The organism is Streptomyces sp. NBC_00510 (assembly GCA_036013505.1).
Lineage (GTDB): Bacteria > Actinomycetota > Actinomycetes > Streptomycetales > Streptomycetaceae > Actinacidiphila.
The window spans coordinates 2,085,234-2,105,903 of the sequence record CP107851.1 but is presented as its reverse complement, the minus strand read 5'-3'; the positions used below and the strand labels follow the sequence as shown (position 1 = coordinate 2,105,903).

Annotated in this window: 17 protein-coding genes; all 17 read left to right on the top strand. The window is 71.8% G+C overall.

Annotated features, from left to right (window positions below):
* Nucleotides 1-172: 172 nt before the first annotated feature.
* The 17 genes from OG937_09365 to OG937_09285 all read left to right on the top strand — a co-directional run bounded on the left by OG937_09365 (nucleotide 173) and on the right by OG937_09285 (nucleotide 20,661).
* Nucleotides 173-1,954 carry a CDP-alcohol phosphatidyltransferase family protein gene (locus tag OG937_09365; GenBank protein ID WUD78683.1) on the top strand — a complete coding sequence of 594 codons (1,782 nt, stop codon included), beginning with the start codon at nucleotides 173-175 and terminating at the stop codon, nucleotides 1,952-1,954.
* Nucleotides 1,951-2,700 carry a phosphocholine cytidylyltransferase family protein gene (locus OG937_09360; GenBank protein ID WUD71891.1) on the top strand — a complete coding sequence of 250 codons (750 nt, stop codon included), beginning with the start codon at nucleotides 1,951-1,953 and terminating at the stop codon, nucleotides 2,698-2,700. Before OG937_09365 ends, OG937_09360 begins: the two co-directional genes overlap by 4 nt.
* Entirely contained in the window at nucleotides 2,688-3,749 is a 1,062-nt protein-coding gene (locus tag OG937_09355) for an iron-containing alcohol dehydrogenase family protein (GenBank protein WUD71890.1), read from the top strand. The genes OG937_09360 and OG937_09355 overlap by 13 nt, the downstream gene beginning before the upstream one ends.
* On the top strand, nucleotides 3,727-4,512 hold the full coding sequence (locus OG937_09350) for a CDP-alcohol phosphatidyltransferase family protein (protein ID WUD71889.1): 786 nt from the start codon (nucleotides 3,727-3,729) through the stop codon (nucleotides 4,510-4,512). Before OG937_09355 ends, OG937_09350 begins: the two co-directional genes overlap by 23 nt.
* A gap of 53 nt (nucleotides 4,513-4,565) precedes the next feature.
* A complete protein-coding gene (locus OG937_09345; GenBank protein WUD78682.1) occupies nucleotides 4,566-5,411 on the top strand; it encodes a glycosyltransferase in 846 nt (281 codons plus the stop codon).
* 72 nt (nucleotides 5,412-5,483) lie between these two features.
* Nucleotides 5,484-6,407, top strand: a complete 924-nt coding sequence (locus tag OG937_09340) for an ABC transporter permease (protein ID WUD71888.1) — start codon at nucleotides 5,484-5,486, stop codon at nucleotides 6,405-6,407.
* Nucleotides 6,400-7,191, top strand: coding sequence for an ABC transporter ATP-binding protein (locus OG937_09335; protein WUD71887.1), 792 nt, complete (start codon nucleotides 6,400-6,402; stop codon nucleotides 7,189-7,191). The genes OG937_09340 and OG937_09335 overlap by 8 nt, the downstream gene beginning before the upstream one ends.
* Before the next feature lie 572 nt (nucleotides 7,192-7,763).
* Nucleotides 7,764-8,693 (top strand): squalene synthase HpnC, encoded by a 930-nt coding sequence (gene hpnC, locus OG937_09330; protein ID WUD71886.1) that lies wholly within the window; start codon nucleotides 7,764-7,766, stop codon nucleotides 8,691-8,693.
* A 26-nt stretch (nucleotides 8,694-8,719) separates the two neighbouring features.
* The gene (hpnD, locus tag OG937_09325; GenBank protein ID WUD78681.1) at nucleotides 8,720-9,628 is read left to right on the top strand and encodes a presqualene diphosphate synthase HpnD; all 909 of its coding nucleotides are present in this window, start codon (nucleotides 8,720-8,722) and stop codon (nucleotides 9,626-9,628) included.
* Between the two features lie 186 nt (nucleotides 9,629-9,814).
* Nucleotides 9,815-11,260, top strand: a complete 1,446-nt coding sequence (gene hpnE / locus OG937_09320) for a hydroxysqualene dehydroxylase HpnE (GenBank protein ID WUD71885.1) — start codon at nucleotides 9,815-9,817, stop codon at nucleotides 11,258-11,260.
* Nucleotides 11,257-12,378 carry a polyprenyl synthetase family protein gene (locus tag OG937_09315; GenBank protein WUD71884.1) on the top strand — a complete coding sequence of 374 codons (1,122 nt, stop codon included), beginning with the start codon at nucleotides 11,257-11,259 and terminating at the stop codon, nucleotides 12,376-12,378. The genes hpnE and OG937_09315 overlap by 4 nt, the downstream gene beginning before the upstream one ends.
* Nucleotides 12,379-12,476: 98 nt before the next feature.
* On the top strand, nucleotides 12,477-14,504 hold the full coding sequence (shc, locus tag OG937_09310) for a squalene--hopene cyclase (GenBank protein WUD71883.1): 2,028 nt from the start codon (nucleotides 12,477-12,479) through the stop codon (nucleotides 14,502-14,504).
* On the top strand, nucleotides 14,504-15,106 hold the full coding sequence (locus OG937_09305; GenBank protein ID WUD71882.1) for a 1-hydroxy-2-methyl-2-butenyl 4-diphosphate reductase: 603 nt from the start codon (nucleotides 14,504-14,506) through the stop codon (nucleotides 15,104-15,106). The genes shc and OG937_09305 overlap by 1 nt, the downstream gene beginning before the upstream one ends.
* Nucleotides 15,107-15,111: 5 nt before the next feature.
* Nucleotides 15,112-16,140: an adenosyl-hopene transferase HpnH gene (gene hpnH / locus OG937_09300; GenBank protein WUD71881.1), complete on the top strand. Its 1,029-nt coding sequence runs from the start codon at nucleotides 15,112-15,114 to the stop codon at nucleotides 16,138-16,140.
* Nucleotides 16,141-16,147: 7 nt separating this feature from the next.
* Entirely contained in the window at nucleotides 16,148-17,314 is a 1,167-nt protein-coding gene (gene ispG, locus OG937_09295; protein WUD71880.1) for a flavodoxin-dependent (E)-4-hydroxy-3-methylbut-2-enyl-diphosphate synthase, read from the top strand.
* 37 nt (nucleotides 17,315-17,351) lie between these two features.
* A complete protein-coding gene (gene dxs, locus OG937_09290) occupies nucleotides 17,352-19,277 on the top strand; it encodes a 1-deoxy-D-xylulose-5-phosphate synthase (GenBank protein ID WUD71879.1) in 1,926 nt (641 codons plus the stop codon).
* A complete protein-coding gene (locus OG937_09285; protein WUD71878.1) occupies nucleotides 19,258-20,661 on the top strand; it encodes an aspartate aminotransferase family protein in 1,404 nt (467 codons plus the stop codon). The genes dxs and OG937_09285 overlap by 20 nt, the downstream gene beginning before the upstream one ends.
* Nucleotides 20,662-20,670: the final 9 nt, after the last annotated feature.

The window sequence follows — 20,670 nt, the reverse complement described above, 5'->3', positions numbered from 1 at the left end:
GACCATGATGATCACGCCCAGCGGCCCACCGCAGGGGAAACGGCCGGTGAACGGAGCCTTCCGGGAATCCGATAGCCTCTGCCGACACGGCCCCGCGGCGCGTCGCACCCCATGGCGGCGGCGTCCCCGGCAGGCGCCGAGTACACACGCACGTCCAGGGAGATGAGTCCTTCTGTCGACCGCCATCCTCACCGGTACGCCGGTCGCGATGTCGCCGATCGAGGGCGACCTGCGGAACCTCGGCTTCGAGGTCGTCACCGCGGAGGACGCCGCCTCGCTCGCGGCGAGCCTGCGCGCCGCCCCGGCGGCCGACCGCGTCGCCGTGGTCGACCCGTGCTTCGTCGGGCACCTGCACGCGCTGCGCCTGGGGCTGATCGATCCGCGTTTCGACGCCTCCGCCGTGCCGGGCGCCGTCTCGGTGCGGCCCGCCGCCCGCCCGGCCCTGGCACGAGCCCTCGCGGAGACCGGGGACAAGGTCGCGGGCGAGGGGGAGACCCTCGCCGACCGGCTCGCCGGGCGCATGGAGAAGGACGGCGTCCGCGTGCACCGTCCTGAGCTCGGCGTACTGATCGCGACCGTACCGGCCGACGCCGCGGGGCGCGTGAGCGCCGAGGCGGCCGTCGCCGCCGTGGACGACGAGGCGGTGCGGCTGCGCAGCGCCGTCAAGTCCCGTGACGGCTTCTTCACCACGTTCTTCATCAGCCCCTACTCCCGCCACATCGCGCGCTGGTGCGCCCGCCGCGGGCTCACCCCGAACCAGGTGACCACCGCCTCGCTGCTGGTGGCCCTGGTCGCGGCCGGCTGCGCGGCCACCGGCACCCGGCCGGGTTTCGTCGCCGCGGGCGTGCTGCTGCTGACGTCCTTCGTCCTGGACTGCGCCGACGGCCAGCTGGCCCGCTACTCGCTGCAGTACTCCACGCTCGGCGCCTGGCTGGACGCGACCTTTGACCGCGCCAAGGAGTACGCGTACTACGCGGGCCTGGCGGTCGGCGCGGCCCGCGGCGGTGACGACGTGTGGGCGCTGGCGCTCGGCGCCATATTGCTGCAGACCTGCCGCCACCTCGTGGACTTCGCCTTCGCCGAGTCCGCTCAGGACGCCGCGACCGGCACCGGCGCGGCGGCGCTGTCCCGGAAGCTCGACCGCGTCGGCTGGACGGTGTGGCTGCGCCGCATGATCGTGCTGCCCATCGGCGAACGCTGGGCGCTGATCGCGGTGCTCACCGCGGCGACCACGCCGCGCATCACCTTCACCGTGCTCCTCGTCGCCTCCGGACTGGCCGCCTGCTACACGACGGCGGGCCGCGTGCTGCGCTCGGTGCGCGGCGCGGCACCCTGCGGCGACGCCGCGGCCCGGGCGCTGGCCGACCTCGCCGACACCGGCCCGCTCGGTGAGGGCCTCGCGCGTCTCTTCCGGGGCCGCGGCATCCCCGCGGCCGCCCTGCTGGGCGCGGCAGTGATGATCGCCACGTCGCTGCTCGCCCCGGTCGGCAGCCCGTGGCCGCCGGTCGCCGCCGGCTGCTACGCCGTGACGTCGGCCCTCGCGGTCTCCCGGCCGCTCAAGGGAGCCCTCGACTGGATCGTGCCGCCGGTCTTCCGCGCGGCCGAATACGGAACCATCCTGGTGCTCGCGGCGGTCTCCGATGTGAACGGAGCATTGCCCGCGGCTTTCGGGCTGGTGGCCGCGGTCGCCTACCATCACTACGACACGGTCTACCGCATCCGCGGCGGGACCGGTGCGCCCCCGCGGGGCCTGGTCCGCGCGACCGGCGGTCACGAAGGCCGGGCACTGCTGGTCACGGCGGCGGCCGCGGCCCTCGCTCACAACGTGGGTTTCACGGTCGCGCTGACGGTCCTCGCCGTCGCGCTGGCGGTGGTGGTGCTCACCGAGAGCATCGGCTTCTGGGTGTCATCACAAGCACCCGCTGTACACGACGAAACTGGAGGACCTGCATGATCGGCCTCGTGCTGGCGGCCGGCGCCGGACGGCGACTGCGCCCCTACACCGACACCCTGCCGAAGGCCCTGGTGCCCGTGGACCCGGCGGGTGAGGGGACCACGACCGTGCTGGACCTCACGCTGGGCAACTTCGCCGAGGTCGGCCTGACCGAGGCCGCCATCGTCGTGGGCTACCGCAAGGAGGCCGTCTACGAGCGGCAGGCCGAGCTGGAGGCCAAGTACGGCCTGAAGCTCCACCTCGTCGAGAACGACAAGGCCGAGGAGTGGAACAACGCCTACTCCCTGTGGTGCGCCCGTGACGTCATCAAGGAAGGCGTCATCCTCGCCAACGGCGACACCGTGCACCCGGTCTCCGTCGAGAAGACGCTGCTCGCCGCCCGTGGCAACGGGCAGCGCATCGTCCTCGCCCTCGACACGGTGAAGCAGCTCGCCGACGAGGAGATGAAGGTCATCACGGCCGAGGGCAAGGGCGTCCAGCGGATCACCAAGTTGATGGACCCGGCGTCCGCCACCGGTGAGTACATCGGCGTCACCCTCATCGAGGGCGAGGCCGCCGCCGACCTCGCCGACGCGCTGAAGGCCACCTACGAGCGCGACCCGCAGCTGTACTACGAGGACGGCTACCAGGAGCTGGTCAACCGCGGCTTCCAGGTCGACGTCGCCCCCATCGGCGAGGTCTCCTGGGTCGAGATCGACAACCACGACGACCTGAACCGTGCCCGGGAGATCGCGTGCCGGTACTGACGAGGCTCATCCCCTCGCCGGTCGTCGTCGACATCCGTGCCGGGGCCCTGGACGACCTGGCGACCGTACTCGCCGACCAGCGCATCTCCAGTTCCGGCAGGCTGGCCATCGCCATAAGCAGCGGTTCGGGGGCCGTCCTGCGGGAGCGGCTCGCCCCGGCACTGCCGGGCGCCGACTGGTACGCGGTCGAAGGCGGTTCCATCGACGGCGCGGTGAAGCTCGCCGACGCCATGCGCGGCAACCGCTACGACGCGGTGGTCGGGCTCGGCGGCGGCAAGATCATCGACGCCGCCAAGTACGCCGCCGCACGCGTCGGCCTGCCGCTGGTGGCGGTGGCGACCAACCTCTCGCACGACGGCATCTGCTCGCCGGTGTCCACCCTGGACAACGACAACGGCCGCGGTTCCTACGGCGTGCCGACCCCGATCGGGCTCGTCATCGACCTGGACGTGATCCGCGAGGCCCCGGTCCGCTACGTGCGCTCCGGCATCGGCGACGCCCTGTCCAACATCTCGGCGATCGCGGACTGGGAGCTGTCCCACCGCGAGACCGGTGAGCCGATCGACGGGCTGGCCGCCGCCATGGCGCGGGCCGCCGGCGAGTCGGTGCTGCGGCACCCCGGCGGCACGGGTGAGGACGAGTTCCTGACCGTGCTGTCCGAGGCGCTGGTGCTCACCGGCATCGCGATGTCGATCAGCGGCGACAGCCGTCCCGCCTCCGGGGCGTGCCACGAGATCAGCCACGCGATCGACCTGCTGTACCCCAAGCGGGCCGCCGCCCACGGCGAGCAGGTCGGCATCGGTGCCGCCTTCGCGATGTTCCTGCGCGGCGCCAAGGACGAGGCCGGCCTCTTCGCGGAGGTGCTGCACCGCCACGGGCTGCCCACCACGCCGGGTGAAATCGGTTTCACCGAGGCCGAGTTCGTCACGGCCGTCGAATACGCTCCGCAGACCCGCCCCGGGCGTTACACGATCCTGGAGCACCTGGAGCTCTCCACCGACCAGATCAGGGACGCATACGCCGACTATGCCAAAACCATCGGTAGCTGAGCTGCGGCCGGTCGTTCACCCCTCGGGGCTGAAGGACCGGCGCAGCGGTGAGCACTGGGCCGGGCGCATCTACATGCGGGAGATCTCGCTGCGCTGGACCCGGCACCTCGTCAACAGCCGGGTGACCCCCAACCAGCTCACGTACCTCATGATCGTCGCGGGCATCGCGGCCGGCGCGGCGCTGCTCGTGCCCGGCCTGCCCGGCGCCGTCGCCGGCGCGCTGCTGATCCAGCTGTACCTGCTGCTGGACTGCGTCGACGGCGAGGTCGCGCGCTGGCGCAAGCAGACCTCGATCACCGGCGTCTACCTCGACCGGGTGGGGCACTACCTGTCCGAGGCGGCGCTGCTGGTCGGCTTCGGGCTGCGCGCGGCCGACCTCTTCCACCGCGACGGCGCCACCACCCAGTGGGGCTGGGCGTTCCTCGGGACGCTGGCCGCGCTCGGCGCGATCCTGATCAAGGCCGAGACGGACCTGGTGGACGTGGCCCGCTCCCGCAGCGGTCTGTCCGCCGTCCAGGACGAGGCCTCCGTGCCCCGGTCCTCCGGACTGGCGCTGGCCCGCAAGGCCGCGGCCGCGCTGAAGTTCCACCGGCTGGTGGGCGGTGTCGAGGCCTCGCTGCTGATCCTGGCCGCCGGTGTCGCGGACTTCGTCCACGGCGACCTGCTCTTCACCCGCATCGCCGTCTGCCTCCTGGCCGCCATCGCCGTGCTGCAGACGCTGCTGCACCTGGTGTCGATCCTCGCGTCGAGCAGGCTGAGGTGAGCGCCGTGGGGACGTCCGCCGGAACGATCCGCCTCGGCGCGGTGATCATCACCATGGGCAACCGCCCCGAGGAACTGCGCGACCTGCTGGACTCGGTCGCCAAGCAGCGCGGCCCGGCGATCGAGGTCGCCGTGGTCGGCAACGGTTCACCGCTGCCCGAGCTGCCCGCCGGGGTGCGGGCCGTCGAGCTGCCCGAGAACCTGGGCATCCCCGGCGGCCGCAACGTCGGCATCGAGGCCTTCGGCCCCGGTGGCGGCGAGGTGGACGTCCTGCTCTTCCTGGACGACGACGGACTGCTGCCGAACGAGGACACCGCGGAGCTGGTCCGTGAGGCCTTCGCCGCGGACCCGAGGCTCGGCATCGTCAGCTTCCGGATCGCCGACCCGGAGTCCGGGACCACCCAGCGCCGCCACGTCCCCCGGCTGCGGGCCTCCGACCCCCTGCGCTCCTCGCGCGTCACCACCTTCCTCGGCGGCGCCAACGCGGTGCGCACGGAGGTCTTCCAGGAGGTCGGCGGCCTGCCCGACGAGTTCTTCTACGCCCACGAGGAGACCGACCTCGCCTGGCGGGCCCTTGACGCGGGCTGGATGATCGACTACCGCGCGGACATGGTGCTGTTCCACCCGCTGACCGCTCCGAGCCGGCACGCGGTCTACCACCGGATGGTGGCCCGCAACCGCGTGTGGCTGGCCCGCCGCAACCTGCCGTGGGCCCTGGTCCCCGTCTACCTCGGCGTGTGGATGCTGCTGACACTGCTGCGCAGACCCTCGGGCCCCGCGCTGAGAGCGTGGTTCGGCGGTTTCAAGGAGGGCTGGACGACCCCGAGCGGCCCGCGCCGGCCCATGCGGTGGCGGACCGTGTGGCGCCTCGCCCGACTGGGCCGGCCCCCCATCATCTGACAAGCTCGGAAATGAGTGACCCCGCGCGACGGGCCCGGCCCGTGGCGCGCCAAGAGGACGAAAGTGTCAACTGTGAGCGAGACAACGCACGGCGGTGTGGTCGCCGTGGGCCCGGTGCCCCCGGCGGGCGGCGGCCTCACGCCGTCCCAGCTGGCGGCCAAGTACGGCCTGTCCGTCAGCGGCGCCCGGCCGGGTCTCGCCGAGTACGTACGGCAGCTGTGGAGCCGCCGTCACTTCATCTCGGCGTTCGCCCGGGCCCGCGTGTCGGCCCAGTACACCCAGGCCCGGCTGGGCCAGCTGTGGCAGGTGCTGACGCCGCTGCTCAACGCGGCCGTCTACTACTTCATCTTCGGCCTGCTGCTGGGCACCGACCGCGGTGTCGACAACTTCATCGCCTTCCTGGTCACCGGCGTCTTCATCTTCACCTTCACCCAGTCCTCGGTGCTGGCGGGGGTGCGCGCCGTCTCGGGCAACCTCGGGCTGATCCGCGCGCTGCACTTCCCGCGGGCGAGCCTGCCGATCGCCTTCACCCTGGTACAGCTGCAGCAGCTGCTGATGTCGATGTTCGTGCTGCTGGCGATCGTGCTGATGACCGGCGAGGTGCCCGGGCCGTCGTGGGTCCTCGTCGTGCCCGCGCTCGTCCTGCAGTGCGTCTTCAACGCGGGCCTGGCGCTGGTGATGGCGCGGCTCGGCAGCAAGATGACCGACCTCGCGCAGTTGATGCCGTTCATCCTGCGGACCTGGATGTACGCCTCCGGTGTCATGTACAGCATCAGCCACTTCGCGGCGGGCGCGCCGACCGCGGTCAAGATCGCCCTGGACGTCAACCCGGCGGCCGTCTACATCGACCTCATGCGCTTCGCGCTGATCGACAGCTTCACCTCCGCGCAGCTGCCGCCGCACGTGTGGGCGCTGGCGCTGGGCTGGGCCGTGGTCATGGGAATCGGGGGCTTCGTCTACTTCTGGAAGGCCGAGGAGAGGTACGGCCGTGGCTGAGCACAACGAGACCGCCGAGGGCGGCGAGCGCGTCCCCACCGTGATCGTGGACGACCTGCACATCGTGTACCGGGTGCACGGCGCCGGCAGCAGCAAGGCCAGTGCCGTCGGCGCCCTGTCCCGTCTGGTCACCCGCAAGGGAGACCCGAACGTCCGCAAGGTGCACGCCGTGCGCGGCGTCAGCTTCACCGCCTACCGGGGCGAGGCGATCGGGCTGATCGGCTCCAACGGCTCGGGCAAGTCCACCATGCTGCGCGCCATCGCCGGCCTGCTGCCCGCGGAGAGCGGCAAGGTGTACACCGAGGGCCAGCCCTCGCTGCTCGGCGTGAACGCCGCCCTGATGAACGACCTGACCGGCGAGCGCAACGTCATCCTCGGCGGCCTCGCGATGGGGATGTCGCAGGACGAGGTGCGGCAGCGCTACGACTCGATCGTCGAGTTCTCCGGCATCAACGAGAAGGGCGACTTCATCTCCCTTCCGATGCGCACCTACTCCTCCGGCATGGCGGCCCGGCTGCGCTTCTCGATCGCCGCGGCCAAGAGCCACGACGTCCTGATGATCGACGAGGCGCTCGCCACCGGTGACCGCTCGTTCCAGAAGCGCTCCGAGGCGCGGATCCGCGAGCTGCGCAAGGAGGCCGGCACGGTCTTCCTGGTCAGCCACAACAACAAGTCGATCCGCGACACCTGCGACCGCGTGCTGTGGCTGGAGAAGGGCGAGCTGCGCATGGACGGCCCCACGGACGTCGTGCTGAAGGCGTACGAGGAGTTCACCGCGAAGTGACCCCGCAGGCCGGCCCGCGCCCCCGACCGGAGGCGCGGGCCGGCGCACGTCCCGGGCGGTCCGCCGAACTCTCCCGTCCCCGCGTGGTGTTCGACCGCGCTCGGCCACGGCCGCGACGGCGGCCGTCCACCCGGCGCGGATCCCTTCGTCCGGGACGCCGGCGGGTCCCCGTACGGATACGCCAAGTGAGTGGGCGCGCGCCCGGCGCATCCGCGGCGCGCGGACCACGGGGCGAATGAGGCCGATGATTTTCCCGGGATTTTGCGAGACACCGGGGACAGGAACCCACGGTTTGTGCGTTGCTGCTTTCGGATCGACATCGGTCCGCCCCCCGGCGCACGCCGGAGCGGGTCCGCGCCGTAAGCTGTAGCGGTACTCAATCGCCGGATCTCGGGCGATACGTCCGGAGAGTCGGTTCGAGTGCCGGGACAGCCAGGAGCAGGAATTATAGGAGCGGCGTGTCCGAAATTGGGTGTAATGGGCTATCGGTGTAGAACGGGGGATGTGACGGCAATGGCTCTGTGGACCCCTGGGGAGAAAACACCCACCGCCCGCACGCCGGGACGTCCACGGTGACCGGTCTCAAGCCCGAAGCGCGGGCTGGCACGGCGCCGGATCCCCATTCACGTGCCGTCCTCGACAAGGCGGCCCGCGAGAACTTCCCCGTCGCACCCTTCTTCGTCCCCCGTTCCTGGCGTGCCGACCTGATGGCCGTCTACGGCTTCGCCCGGCTCGTCGACGACATCGGCGACGGGGACCTGGCCGACGGCGGCCGCACGGACGCGGTACGGCTGGGGCTGCCCGCGGAGGCGGCCGAGGACCGCCTCGCCATGCTCGATGCCTTCGAGGCGGACCTGCGCCGGGTCTTCGACGTCGGCCCCGACGACGTCCGCCACCCGCTGCTCCGCGCCCTGCAGCCCACCGTCCGGCGCCACGGCCTCACGCCCGCGCCCTTCCTCGGCCTCGTCGAGGCCAACCGCCAGGACCAGGTCGTCCGCCGCTACGCCACCTACGAGGACCTCCTCGCCTACTGCGAACTGTCGGCGAACCCGGTCGGCCGGCTCGTGCTCGGCATCACCGGCACCGCCACACCCGAGCGGATCCGCCGCTCGGACGCGATCTGCACCGCACTGCAGATCATCGAGCACCTCCAGGACGTGGCCGAGGACCTCGGCCGCGACCGCATCTACCTGCCCGCCGAGGACATGAAGCGCTTCGGCGTCACCGAAACCGATCTCACCGCCGCGAACGCAGGCGCACAGGTGCGCGCACTGGTTGCGTACGAAGCGGAACGCGCCCGAGACCTCCTGAATGAAGGCACCCCCTTGGTGGGTAGCGTCCACGGCAGGCTCAGGCTGTTGCTCGCCGGGTTCGCCGGAGGAGGCCGCGCCGCCCTGCGGGCGATCGCGGACGCGGGGTACGACGTGCTGCCGGGTCCGCCCAAGGCGGGCACGTTCAGCCTGCTGCGCGAGGTGGGGTCGACATTGCGAAGAGAGGGGTGAGCCGGACCGTGAACGGCTCCGATCGCATGTCCGGCCCGGTACTCGCGGCCTACCGCTACTGCGAGGTCGTCACCGGCCACGAGGCCCGGAACTTCGCCTACGGCATCCGGCTGCTGCCCACCCCCAAGCGACAGGCCATGTCCGCCCTGTACGCCTTCTCCCGGCGGGTGGACGACATCGGCGACGGCGACCTCGACCTCCCCGAGAAGCAGCAGCGGCTCGACGGGACCCGGGCCCTGCTCACCCGGGTCAGGGAGGGCGCCGTCACCGAGGACGACACCGACCCGGTGGCCGTCGCGCTCGCCGACGCCGCCCGCCGCTTCCCGCTCCCGCTCGGCGGGCTCGACGAGCTGATCGACGGCGTGCAGATGGACCTGCGCGGCGACACCTACGAGACCTGGGACGACCTCGCCTCCTACTGCCGGTGCGTCGCCGGCGCCATCGGCCGGCTCTCGCTCGGCGTCTTCGGCACCGTGCCCGGCGTGCCCGGCCGGGAGCGCGCCGCGGAGTACGCGGACACCCTCGGGCTCGCCCTGCAACTCACCAACATCCTGCGGGACCTGCGCGAGGACGCCTCCAACGGGCGCACCTACCTGCCCGCCGAGGACCTCGCGAAGTTCGGCTGTTCCGGCGGGTTCCTCACCGACACCCCGCCGCCGGGGTCCGACTTCGCGGGCCTGGTCGAGTTCGAGGTGAAGCGGGCCCGCGCCCTGTTCGCCGAGGGGTACCGGCTGCTGCCCATGCTGGACCGCCGCAGCGGCGCCTGCGTCTCCGCCATGGCCGGCATCTACCGCCGCCTCCTGGAGCGCATCGCCGCCGACCCCGAGGCCGTCCTCCGGGGCCGGGTCTCGCTGCCCGGTCACCAGAAGGCGTACGTCGCGGCGCGCGGCCTCGCCGGTCTCGACGCCCGACGTGCCGCCAGGAGGCGCGTGTGACGCCCGCCCCACCGGCCGCGGGCCCCTTCCCCCGCACCGGCAAAAGCACCGCAACCGGCACGGGAGCGGCAGCCTCGCGGAAAACCGCCGTTTTCCGCCGCCGCGAGGCAACCGCCGCCGTGCCGGAGGCGTCACTGTCGGCAATGGTGCGCCGCGCCGCGCGCGGCGGCACCCGGGGGAGGACGCATGGCTGAGCGCACGGCCGTCGTGATCGGCGGCGGGCTCGCGGGCACGACGGCGGCGCTGGCACTGGCCGACGCCGGGCTCCGCGTCACCCTGCTCGAGGCCCGGCCCCGGCTCGGCGGGCTCGCCTTCTCCTTCCGGCGCGGCGCCCTGACCGTCGACAACGGCCAGCACGTCTTCCTGCGGTGCTGCGACGCCTACCTGCGGTTCCTGGAACGCATCGACGCGGCCGACCTCGTCACCCTCCAGGACCGGCTCGACGTGCCGGTGCTCGACGTGGCCACCCCCCGGCCCCGGCTCGGCCGGCTGCGGCGCGCCGGGCTGCCCGTACCGCTGCACCTGGCCGCCAGCCTGGCCACCTACCCGCACCTGTCCCTGGCCGAGCGGGCGTCCGTCGGGCGGGCCGCGCTCGCGCTGCGCTCGCTCGACCCCACCGACCCGGCGCTGGACGCCGTCGACTTCGGCAGCTGGCTGCGCGAGCACGGCCAGTCGGCCCGCACCGTCGAGGCGCTGTGGGACCTGGTCGGCGTCGCGACGCTCAACGCCACGGCCGACGAGGCGTCACTGGGCCTGGCCGCCATGGTCTTCAAGACCGGGCTGCTCTCCGCGCCGGGCGCGGCGGACATCGGCTGGGCCGCCCGCCCGCTCGGCGAGCTGCACGACGACCGCGCCCGCACCGCCCTGGACAAGGCGGGCGTGCGCACCCTGCTGCGCACCCGCGCCACCTCGCTCACCCGCACGGACGCGCCCGAGCCGGTACGGTCCGCCGACGGCGGCCCCGGAAACGGCGGACCGGTCTGGGAGGTCGAGGCCGAGTCCGGACCCGGGCGTGCCGAGCGCTTCACGGCCGACGCCGTCGTGCTGGCCGTGCCCCAGCAGGAAGCCCACGGGCTGCTGCCCGCCGGCGCCCTGGCGGACCAGGACGCGCTGCTGCGCATCGGCACCGCGCCGATCCTCAACGTGCACGTCGTGTACGACCGCAAGGTCCTGCGGCAGCCCTTCCTCGCCGCCCTCGGCAGCCCCGTGCAGTGGGTCTTCGACCGTACGGAGCACTCCGGCCTGACCGGCGAAGGCCAGTACGTCGCCCTGTCCCAGTCGGCGGCCCAGGAGGAGATCGACCTCCCCGTGGCCGAGCTGCGGGCGCGCTACCTGCCGGAGCTGGAGCGGTTGCTCCCGGCCGCGCGTGAGGCCGCCGTACTGGACTTCTTCGTCACCAGGGAACGGACCGCGACCTTCGCCCCCGCCCCCGGTGTCGGCGCCCTCCGCCCGGGTCCCCGTACCCGCGCGCAGGGCGTCTGGCTCGCCGGCGCGTGGACCGCCACCGGCTGGCCCGCGACGATGGAAAGCGCGGTCCGCAGCGGTTTGCAAGCCTCCCGAGCAGCTTTGACCGCACTCCGCCATCCCTTCGACCCACGTACCTTCGCAATCGAAGGCCTGGAGCCGGTATGAGCATGACCAGTGCAATCAGAGGAGAGAATGTGACCGCTGGCAACGAGCAGATGACCGCGGGCGTCGACAGAGAGACCGTGACCGTGCTGCTGGAGCGCGGCCGCGAGCTGTCCACGCCGGTGCTGCGCGCCGCCGTGGACCGCCTCGCACCCCCGATGGACACCGTCGCCGCCTACCACTTCGGATGGATCGACGCCGCGGGCAACCCGTCCCACGGCGACAGCGGCAAGGCCGTACGCCCCGCACTCGCACTGCTGTCGGCAGAGGCGGCGGGCGCCGCCCCCGAGGTGGGCATCCCCGGCGCGGTCGCCGTGGAGCTGGTGCACAACTTCTCCCTGCTGCACGACGACCTGATGGACGGTGACGAGCAGCGCCGCCACCGCGACACGGTGTGGAAGGTGCACGGCCCCGCCCAGGCCATCCTGGTCGGCGACGCGCTCTTCGCCCTCGCCAACGAGATCCTGCTGGAGCAGGGCACCGCCGAGGCCGGCCGGGCCACCCGCCGGATCACCACCGCCACCCGCAAGCTGATCGACGGTCAGGCCCAGGACATCTCCTTCGAGCACCGCGAGCGGGTCACCGTCGAGGAGTGCCTGGAGATGGAGGGCAACAAGACCGGCGCCCTGCTGGCCTGCGCCTGCTCCATCGGCGCGGTGCTGGGCGGCGCCTCCGAGGCCGACGCGGACGCCCTGGAGGAGTACGGCTACCACCTCGGCCTGGCCTTCCAGGCCGTCGACGACCTGCTGGGCATCTGGGGCGACCCGGCCGCCACCGGCAAGCAGACCTGGAGCGACCTGCGCCAGCGCAAGAAGTCCCTGCCGGTGGTCGCGGCGCTGGCCGCGGGCGGCTCGGCCTCGCAGCGCCTGGCCGAACTCCTGGCCGCGGATGCGAAGGCCGCGGATTCATCGGACCGTAATGACATCGAGTCCTTCGACGAGGAAGAGTTCGCGACGAGGGCGGCGTTGATCGAGGAGGCCGGTGGCCGGGAGTGGACCTCCCGGGAAGCCCGCCGGCAGTACGCCACCGCGATCGCCGCACTCGACAAAATGGACATGCCGGGAGAAGTTCGCCGTAAGCTCGTGGGCCTGGCGGATTTCGTGGTGGTTCGCGAGAAGTAAGGACACAACTGGAGCGCAGTACGTCGCCGGCCGGGCGCGCGTGACGGCCGACGGCAGCCCCAACACCGCAGACGGAACGACTGTGCAAAGGGGAAGCCATGACAGCGACGACCGACGGCGGTCCCGGGGGCGAGGCGGCCCGCGGGACACCCTCGGCCAGAACCAAGACCTCGGGCGCGATTCCGGGGCCGGCGTCAGTTCCCTGGCCCGGCGGCAGCACCGGAACGACCGAGGAGCTCGCGGCCGAGGCCGCGCGCCGGGCCACCGGCCACCTGCTGGCGCGTCAGCATCCCGACGGCTGGTGGAAGGGCGACCTCGAGACCAACGTGACGATGGACGCCGAGGACCTGCTGCTCCGTCAGTTCCTCGGCATCCAGGACGAACGGGTCATCGAGGCCGCCGCCCGCTGGATCAGGTCCCAGCAGCGCGACGACGGCGCCTGGGCCACCTTCCACGGTGGGCCGCGCGACCTCTCGGCCACCGTCGAGGCCTACGTCGCGCTGCGGCTCGCCGGTGACGCCCCCGAGGACCCGTGGATGGCCGCCGCCTCGGCCTTCGTCCGCGAGCAGGGCGGCATCGCGCGGTCACGGGTCTTCACCCGGATCTGGCTCGCGCTGTTCGGCTGGTGGCGCTGGGACGACCTCCCGGAGCTGCCGCCCGAGCTCATCTACCTGCCCAAGTGGGTCCCGCTCAACATCTACTCCTTCGCCAGTTGGGCCCGGCAGACCATCGTGCCGCTGACGATCGTCGGCGCCCACCGGCCCGTACGGCCGGCCCCGTTCACCCTCGACGAGCTGCACACCGACCCCGCGCGGCCCAATCCGCCGGTCCCGCGGGCACCGCTGTCCAGCTGGGACGGGTTCTTCCAGCGGGTCGACCGGGCCCTGCACGCCTACCGCAAGGTCACCGTCCGTCCGCTGCGCCGTGCCGCGATGCGCTCGGCGGCACGCTGGATCATCGAACGCCAGGAGAACGACGGCTGCTTCGGCGGTATCCAGCCGCCCGCCGTGTACTCCGTCATCGCGCTCCACCTGCTCGGCTACGACCTCGACCACCCCGTGCTGCGGGCCGGACTCAAGGCGCTGGACGACTTCGCGGTCTGGCCGGACAAGGACACGCGGATGATCGAGGCGTGCCAGTCCCCGGTCTGGGACACCTGTCTGGCGACCATCGCGCTGGCCGACGCCGGCGTCCCCGCCGACGACCCGGCGCTGGTCAAGGCGGTGGACTGGATGCTGGGGGAGCAGATCACCAAGCGCGGCGACTGGGCCGTGCAGCGGCCCGGCCTGCCCTCCGGTGGCTGGGCGTTCGAGTTCCAGAACGACACCTACCCCGACATCGACGACACCGCCGAGGTGGTCCTCGCCCTGATCAGGGTCGACCACCCGGACCCGGAGCGGGTGAAGGCCTCGGTCGACCTCGGGGTGCGCTGGAACGTCGGGATGCAGTCGAAGAACGGCGCCTGGGGCGCCTTCGACGCCGACAACACCAGCGCCTTCCCCAACCGCCTGCCCTTCTGCGACTTCGGCGAGGTCATCGACCCGCCGTCGGCCGACGTCACGGCCCACGTGGTCGAGATGCTGGCCGCCCTCGGCCTGGAGCACGACCCGCACACCCGGCGCGGCATCGACTGGCTGCTCGCCGAACAGGAGCGCAACGGCGCCTGGTTCGGCCGCTGGGGCGTCAACTACATCTACGGCACCGGGTCGGTGGTCCCGGCCCTCGTCGCGGCCGGTCTCCCGGCGGGCCACCCCGCGATCCGGCGGGCGGTGGGCTGGCTGGAGTCCGTCCAGAACGAGGACGGGGGCTGGGGCGAGGACCTGCGCTCCTACTCCTCCGACGAGTGGGTCGGCCGCGGCGAGTCCACCGCCTCCCAGACGGCCTGGGCCCTGCTGGCCCTGCTGTCGGCCGGCGAACGCGACGGCGAGGCCGTACGGCGCGGAGTGCTCTGGCTGGCCCGGACCCAGAAGGAGGACGGCTCCTGGGACGAGCCGTACTTCACCGGCACCGGCTTCCCCCGGGACTTCTCCATCAACTACCACCTCTACCGGATGGTCTTCCCGCTCACCGCCCTCGGGCGCTACGTGCACGGCGAGCCGTTCGGCGGGCTACGGAAGGGGGCCTGATGGGGCCGGCCGGCCCACCTCTGCTCATCGTCTGCGCGCTACGGGTGGAACGGTTCGCCCTGCGCGGCGGCGACCGTAGCCACGCCGCGGGCCCGGTCGCCTTCGTGCGCACGGGCATGGGGCCCCAGGCCGCGGAACGCGCCGTCACCGCCGCGCTGCGCGACCCCGCCCTGGACGGGGCGGCGGTCCTCACCACCGGCTTCTGTGCCGGGCTGGCCCCCGGGATGCGGCCGGGCGACGTGGTCGTCGCCGACGAACCGCGTGACGGGGAATCACTCGCCGCCGCCCTCAAGGCGGCGGGACACACCGTGCACGTCGGCCGGCTCGCCGAGTCGGACCACGTCGTACGGGGCCCGGAGCGGGCGGCGCTCCGGGCCACCGGTGCCGTCGCCGTCGACATGGAGTCGGCGGCGATGATGCGGGCCGCGCTCGCCCGGGGTCCACGCCCGGTCGCCGCGGCCCGCGTGGTCGTCGACACGCCCGAGTTCGAGCTCGTGCGCGTCGGCACGCTCCGCACGGGGATCACCGCTTTCCGCGTGCTGAGGGACCTGCTTCCTGCCTTTCTCGATTGGCACCGCTCTACCGCGCTCCCCTGGAGGTGAGCTAGATGGCCATGCCACTCCGACAGTCCATCAGGGTCGGCACCTATCTCTTCGAACAGAAAATGCTCCGCAGGCGCGAGAAGTTCCCGCTCATCGTCGAACTCGAGCCACTCTTCGCGTGCAACCTGAAATGCGAGGGCTGCGGAAAGATCCAGCACCCGGCAGGTGTGCTGAAGCAGCGCATGCCGGTGGCGCAGGCCGTCGGCGCCGTCCTCGAATCGGGCGCGCCGATGGTGTCGATCGCCGGCGGCGAACCGCTGATGCACCCTCAGATCGACGAGATCGTGCGGCAACTGGTGGCGAAGCGGAAGTACGTCTTCCTCTGCACCAACGCCATGCTGCTGCGCAAGAAGATGGACAAGTTCACCCCCTCGCCCTACTTCGCCTTCGCCGTGCACATCGACGGACTGCGCGAGCGGCACGACGAGTCGGTCGCCAAGGAAGGCGTCTTCGACGAGGCGGTGGAGGCGATCAAGGAGGCCAAGCGGCGCGGATTCCGGGTCACCACCAATTCGACCTTCTTCAACACCGACACCCCGCAGACCATCATCGAGGTGCTCAACTTCCTCAATGACGACCTGCAGGTCGACGAGATGATGATCTCGCCGGCCTACGCCTACGAGAAGGCTCCCGACCAGGAGCACTTCCTGGGCGTGGAACAGACCCGGGAACTGTTCAAGAAGGCCTTCTCGGGCGGCAACCGGAAGAAGTGGCGGCTCAACCACAGCCCCCTCTTCCTGGACTTCCTCGAAGGCAAGGTCGACTTCCCCTGCACCGCCTGGGCGATCCCCAACTACTCCCTGTTCGGCTGGCAGCGCCCCTGCTACCTGATGAGCGACGGTTACGTCACCACGTACAAGGAGCTCGTCGAGGACACCGACTGGAGCAAGTACGGCCGCGGCAAGGACCCGCGCTGCGCCAACTGCATGGCGCACTGCGGCTACGAGCCGACCGCCGTCCTGGCCACGATGACCTCCCTCAAGGAGTCCATCAGGGCCACCCGGGAGACCATCGCCGGCAACCGCGGGAAGTGACGTCGCGATGACAGCTGTCGAGCCCGTCCAGCTCGGCCTGCCCACCGTGCCGGCCCGGCCGCTCGCGGAGCGCCGCCGTTCGCGGCGCATCCAGGTCGGGTCGGTGGCGGTGGGCGGCGACGCCCCCGTCTCCGTCCAGTCCATGACGACCACGCTCACCGCCGACGTCAACGCGACCCTGCAGCAGATCGCCGAACTGACCGCGGCGGGCTGCCAGATCGTCCGGGTCGCCTGCCCTTCGCAGGACGACGCGGACGCGCTGCCGCAGATCGCGAGGAAGTCGCAGATCCCGGTGATCGCGGACATCCACTTCCAGCCGAAGTACGTGTTCGCGGCGATCGACGCGGGCTGTGCGGCGGTGCGGGTGAACCCGGGCAACATCCGGCAGTTCGACGACAAGGTGAAGGAGATCGCCAAGGCGGCCTCCGAGGCGGGCACCCCGATCCGGATCGGGGTGAACGCCGGGTCGCTGGACAGGCGCCTGCTGGAGAAGTACGGCAAGGCCACCCCGGAGGCGCTGGTGGAGTCGGCGCTGTGGGAGTGCTCGCTGTTCGAGGAGCACGGTTTCCGGGACATCAAGATCTCGGTGAAGCACAACGACCCGGTGGTGATGGTCAACGCGTACCGGCTGCTGGCGGCGCAGTGCGACTATCCGCTGCACCTGGGGGTGACCGAGGCGGGTCCGGCGTTCCAGGGCACGATCAAGTCGGCGGTGGCGTTCGGCGCGCTGCTGAGCGAGGGCATCGGTGACACGATCCGGGTGTCGCTGTCGGCTCCTCCGGCGGAGGAGGTCAAGGTCGGCATCCAGATCCTGGAGTCGCTGAACCTGCGGCAGCGGCGGCTGGAGATCGTCTCGTGCCCGTCGTGCGGTCGTGCGCAGGTGGACGTGTACAAGCTGGCGGACCAGGTGACGGCGGGCCTTGAGGGCATGGAGGTGCCGCTGCGGGTCGCGGTGATGGGCTGTGTCGTCAACGGTCCGGGTGAGGCGCGCGAGGCGGACCTGGGGGTGGCCTCGGGCAACGGCAAGGGGCAGATCTTCGTCAAGGGCGAGGTCATCAAGACCGTGCCGGAGTCGAAGATCGTGGAGACCCTCATCGAGGAGGCCATGAAGCTCGCCGAGCGCATGCAGGCCGACGGAGTGCCGTCAGGAGAGCCCCAGATCAGTGTGAGCTAAAGCGAAACAATCCCCAGTAGGGGAGCGAGGTGGGAAAGTGTCGCTGCTCGAGAACATCCGTGGTCCACGCGACCTGAAGGCCCTTCCGCCGGAGCGGCTGGGCGAACTCGCCGTGGAGATCCGTGAATTCCTGGTGCAGGCGGTGGCCAGGACCGGGGGGCACCTGGGACCCAATCTGGGCGTGGTCGAACTGACGGTCGCCCTGCACCGGGTCTTCGACTCGCCGGCCGACCGCATCCTGTGGGACACGGGTCACCAGTCCTACGTCCACAAGATCCTGACCGGCCGTCAGGACTTCTCCAAACTGCGCGGCAAGGGGGGCCTGTCCGGCTACCCCTCGCGCGCCGAGTCCGAGCACGACGTCATCGAGAACAGCCACGCCTCCACGGTGCTCGGCTGGGCCGACGGCCTGGCCAAGGCCAACCAGGTGCTCGGCCGGCAGGACCACGTCGTGGCCGTCATCGGGGACGGCGCGCTGACCGGCGGCATGGCCTGGGAGGCGCTGAACAACATCGCCGCCGCCAAGGACCGTCCGCTGATCATCGTCGTCAACGACAACGAGCGCTCCTACGCCCCCACCATCGGCGGCCTCGCCAACCACCTGGCCACCCTGCGCACCACCGACGGCTACGAGCGCTTCCTGGCCTGGGGCAAGCAGGTGCTCCAGCAGACCCCCGTCGTCGGGAAGCCGCTGTACGAGTCCCTGCACGGAGCCAAGAAGGGCTTCAAGGACGCCTTCGCCCCGCAGGGCATGTTCGAGGACCTGGGGCTGAAGTACCTCGGCCCGATCGACGGCCACGACGTGACCGCGGTCGAGTCCGCGCTGCGCCGGGCCCGGCGCTTCCACGGCCCCGTCCTCGTCCACTGCCTCACCGAGAAGGGCCGCGGCTACGCCTTCGCCGAGTGCGACGAGGCGGACCGCTTCCACGCGGTGGGCGCCATGGACCCGCTCACCTGCGAACCGCTCACCCCGTCGAGCGGCCCGAAGTGGACCTCGGTCTTCGGCAACGAGATGGTCCGGATCGGCGCCGAGCGCCCGGACGTCGTGGCGATCACGGCGGCCATGCTGCAGCCGGTCGGGCTGGAGAAGTTCGCCAAGGCCTTCCCGCGCCGCGTCTACGACGTCGGGATCGCCGAGCAGCACGCGGCGGTCTCGGCGGCGGGTCTGGCGACCGGCGGCCTGCACCCGGTGGTCGCCGTGTACGCGACCTTCCTCAACCGCGCCTTCGACCAAGTCCTGATGGACGTCGCGCTGCACAAGTGCGGTGTCACCTTCGTGCTGGACCGGGCGGGCGTCACCGGCGACGACGGCGCCTCGCACAACGGCATGTGGGACATGTCGATCCTCCAGGTCGTCCCGGGCCTGCGGATCGCCGCGCCGCGCGACGCCGACCAACTGCGCGCCCAGCTCCGCGAGGCGATCGACGTCGACGACGCGCCCACCGTCGTCCGCTTCCCCAAGGAGACCGTCGGCGAGGCCCTGCCGGCCATCGACCGGGTCGGCGGCATGGACGTCCTGCACCGCGGCGACCGGCCGGACGTGCTGATGGTGTCCGTCGGCGCCCTGGGCTCGGTCTCCCTGGCCGCGGCCGCCCTGCTGCGCGAACGCGGCGTCGGCGTCACGGTCGTCGACCCCCGCTGGGTCAAGCCGCTCGACGCGGAGCTGCCCGCGCTCGCCGCCCGGCACCGCATGGTGGCCGTCATCGAGGACAACGGCCGTGCCGGGGGCGTGGGTTCCGCGGTGGCGCAGGCCCTGCGGGACGCGGAGACCGACGTGCCGGTCCGGGACTTCGGCATCCCGCAGCAGTTCCTGGCGCACGCCAAGCGCGGCGAGGTGCTGGCCGACATCGGGCTCACCCCCGCCGAGATCGCCGGCCGGATCGGGGCCACCCTGGCCCGTCTCGCGGTGAACGAGCAGCACCCGAACGAGAGGCACGTGAGCGATGACACCGCCCGAACCTGAGCCCAAGGGGTTCGACCTGGCGACGCTGCTGGCCGAGCGCGGAGCCGAGCGCTACGACCTGCACGCCAGGTACCTCAACCACCAGTTGCCGCGCATGTTGCACACCATCGGCTTCGACAAGGTCTACGAGCGGGCCGAGGGCGCGTACTTCTGGGACGACGAGGGCCGGGACTACCTCGACATGCTCGCTGGCTTCGGGGTGATGGGCCTGGGCCGCCACCACCCTGTGGTCCGCAAGGCACTGCACGACGTCCTGGACGCCGGGCTGGCCGACCTCACCCGCTTCGACTGCCAGCCGCTGCCGGGACTGCTCGCGGAGAAGCTGCTGTCGTACGCGCCGGGTCTCGACCGGGTGTTCTTCGGCAACAGCGGCACCGAGGCCGTCGAGACGGCCCTGAAGTTCGCCCGTTACGCCACCGGCAGGCCCCGCGTGCTCTACTGCGACCACGCGTTCCACGGGCTGACCACCGGCTCGCTGTCCGTCAACGGCGAGGGCGGCTTCCGCGAGGGCTTCGACCCCCTGCTCCCCGACACCGCCGTGCCCCTGGGCGACCTGGCGGCCCTGGAGCGGGAGCTGGCCAAGGGCGACGTGGCCGCGCTGATCGTCGAGCCGATCCAGGGCAAGGGCGTGCACGCCGCGCCGCCCGGTTACCTGCGGGCGGCGCAGGAGCTGCTGCACCGGCAGAAGGCGCTGCTCGTCGCCGACGAGGTGCAGACCGGCATCGGCCGCACCGGCGACTTCTTCGCGTACCGGCACGAGGAGGGCGTCGAGCCGGACCTGGTGTGCGTGGCCAAGGCGCTGTCGGGCGGCTACGTGCCGGTGGGCGCCACCCTCGGCAAGGACTGGATCTTCAAGAAGGTCTACTCGTCCATGGACCGGGTGCTGGCGCACTCCGCCAGCTTCGGCTCCAACGCCCAGGCCATGGCCGCGGGGCTGGCCACCCTGGCGGTGATGGAGGACGAGAAGGTCGTCGCCAACGCGCGGGTCACCGGGGACCTGCTCCGCGACCGCCTGGCCGCCCTCGTCGACCGCTACGAGCTGCTGCACGAGGTCCGCGGCCGGGGCCTGATGATCGGCATCGAGTTCGGCCGGCCGAAGTCGCTGGGGCTGCGCAGCCGCTGGACGATGCTGCAGGCGGCCCGCAAGGGCCTGTTCGCGCAGATGGTGGTCGTGCCGCTGCTGCAGCGGCACCGTATCCTGACCCAGGTCTCGGGGGACCACCTGGAAGTGATCAAGCTGATCCCGCCGCTGGTCATCGGGGAGCGCGAGGTGGACCGTTTCGTGGACGCCTTCACCGCCGTGATGGACGACGCACACGGCGGCGGTGGCCTGATGTGGGAGTTCGGCAGGACACTGGTGAAGCAGGCGGTCGCAGGCCGCTGACCTGGGCCG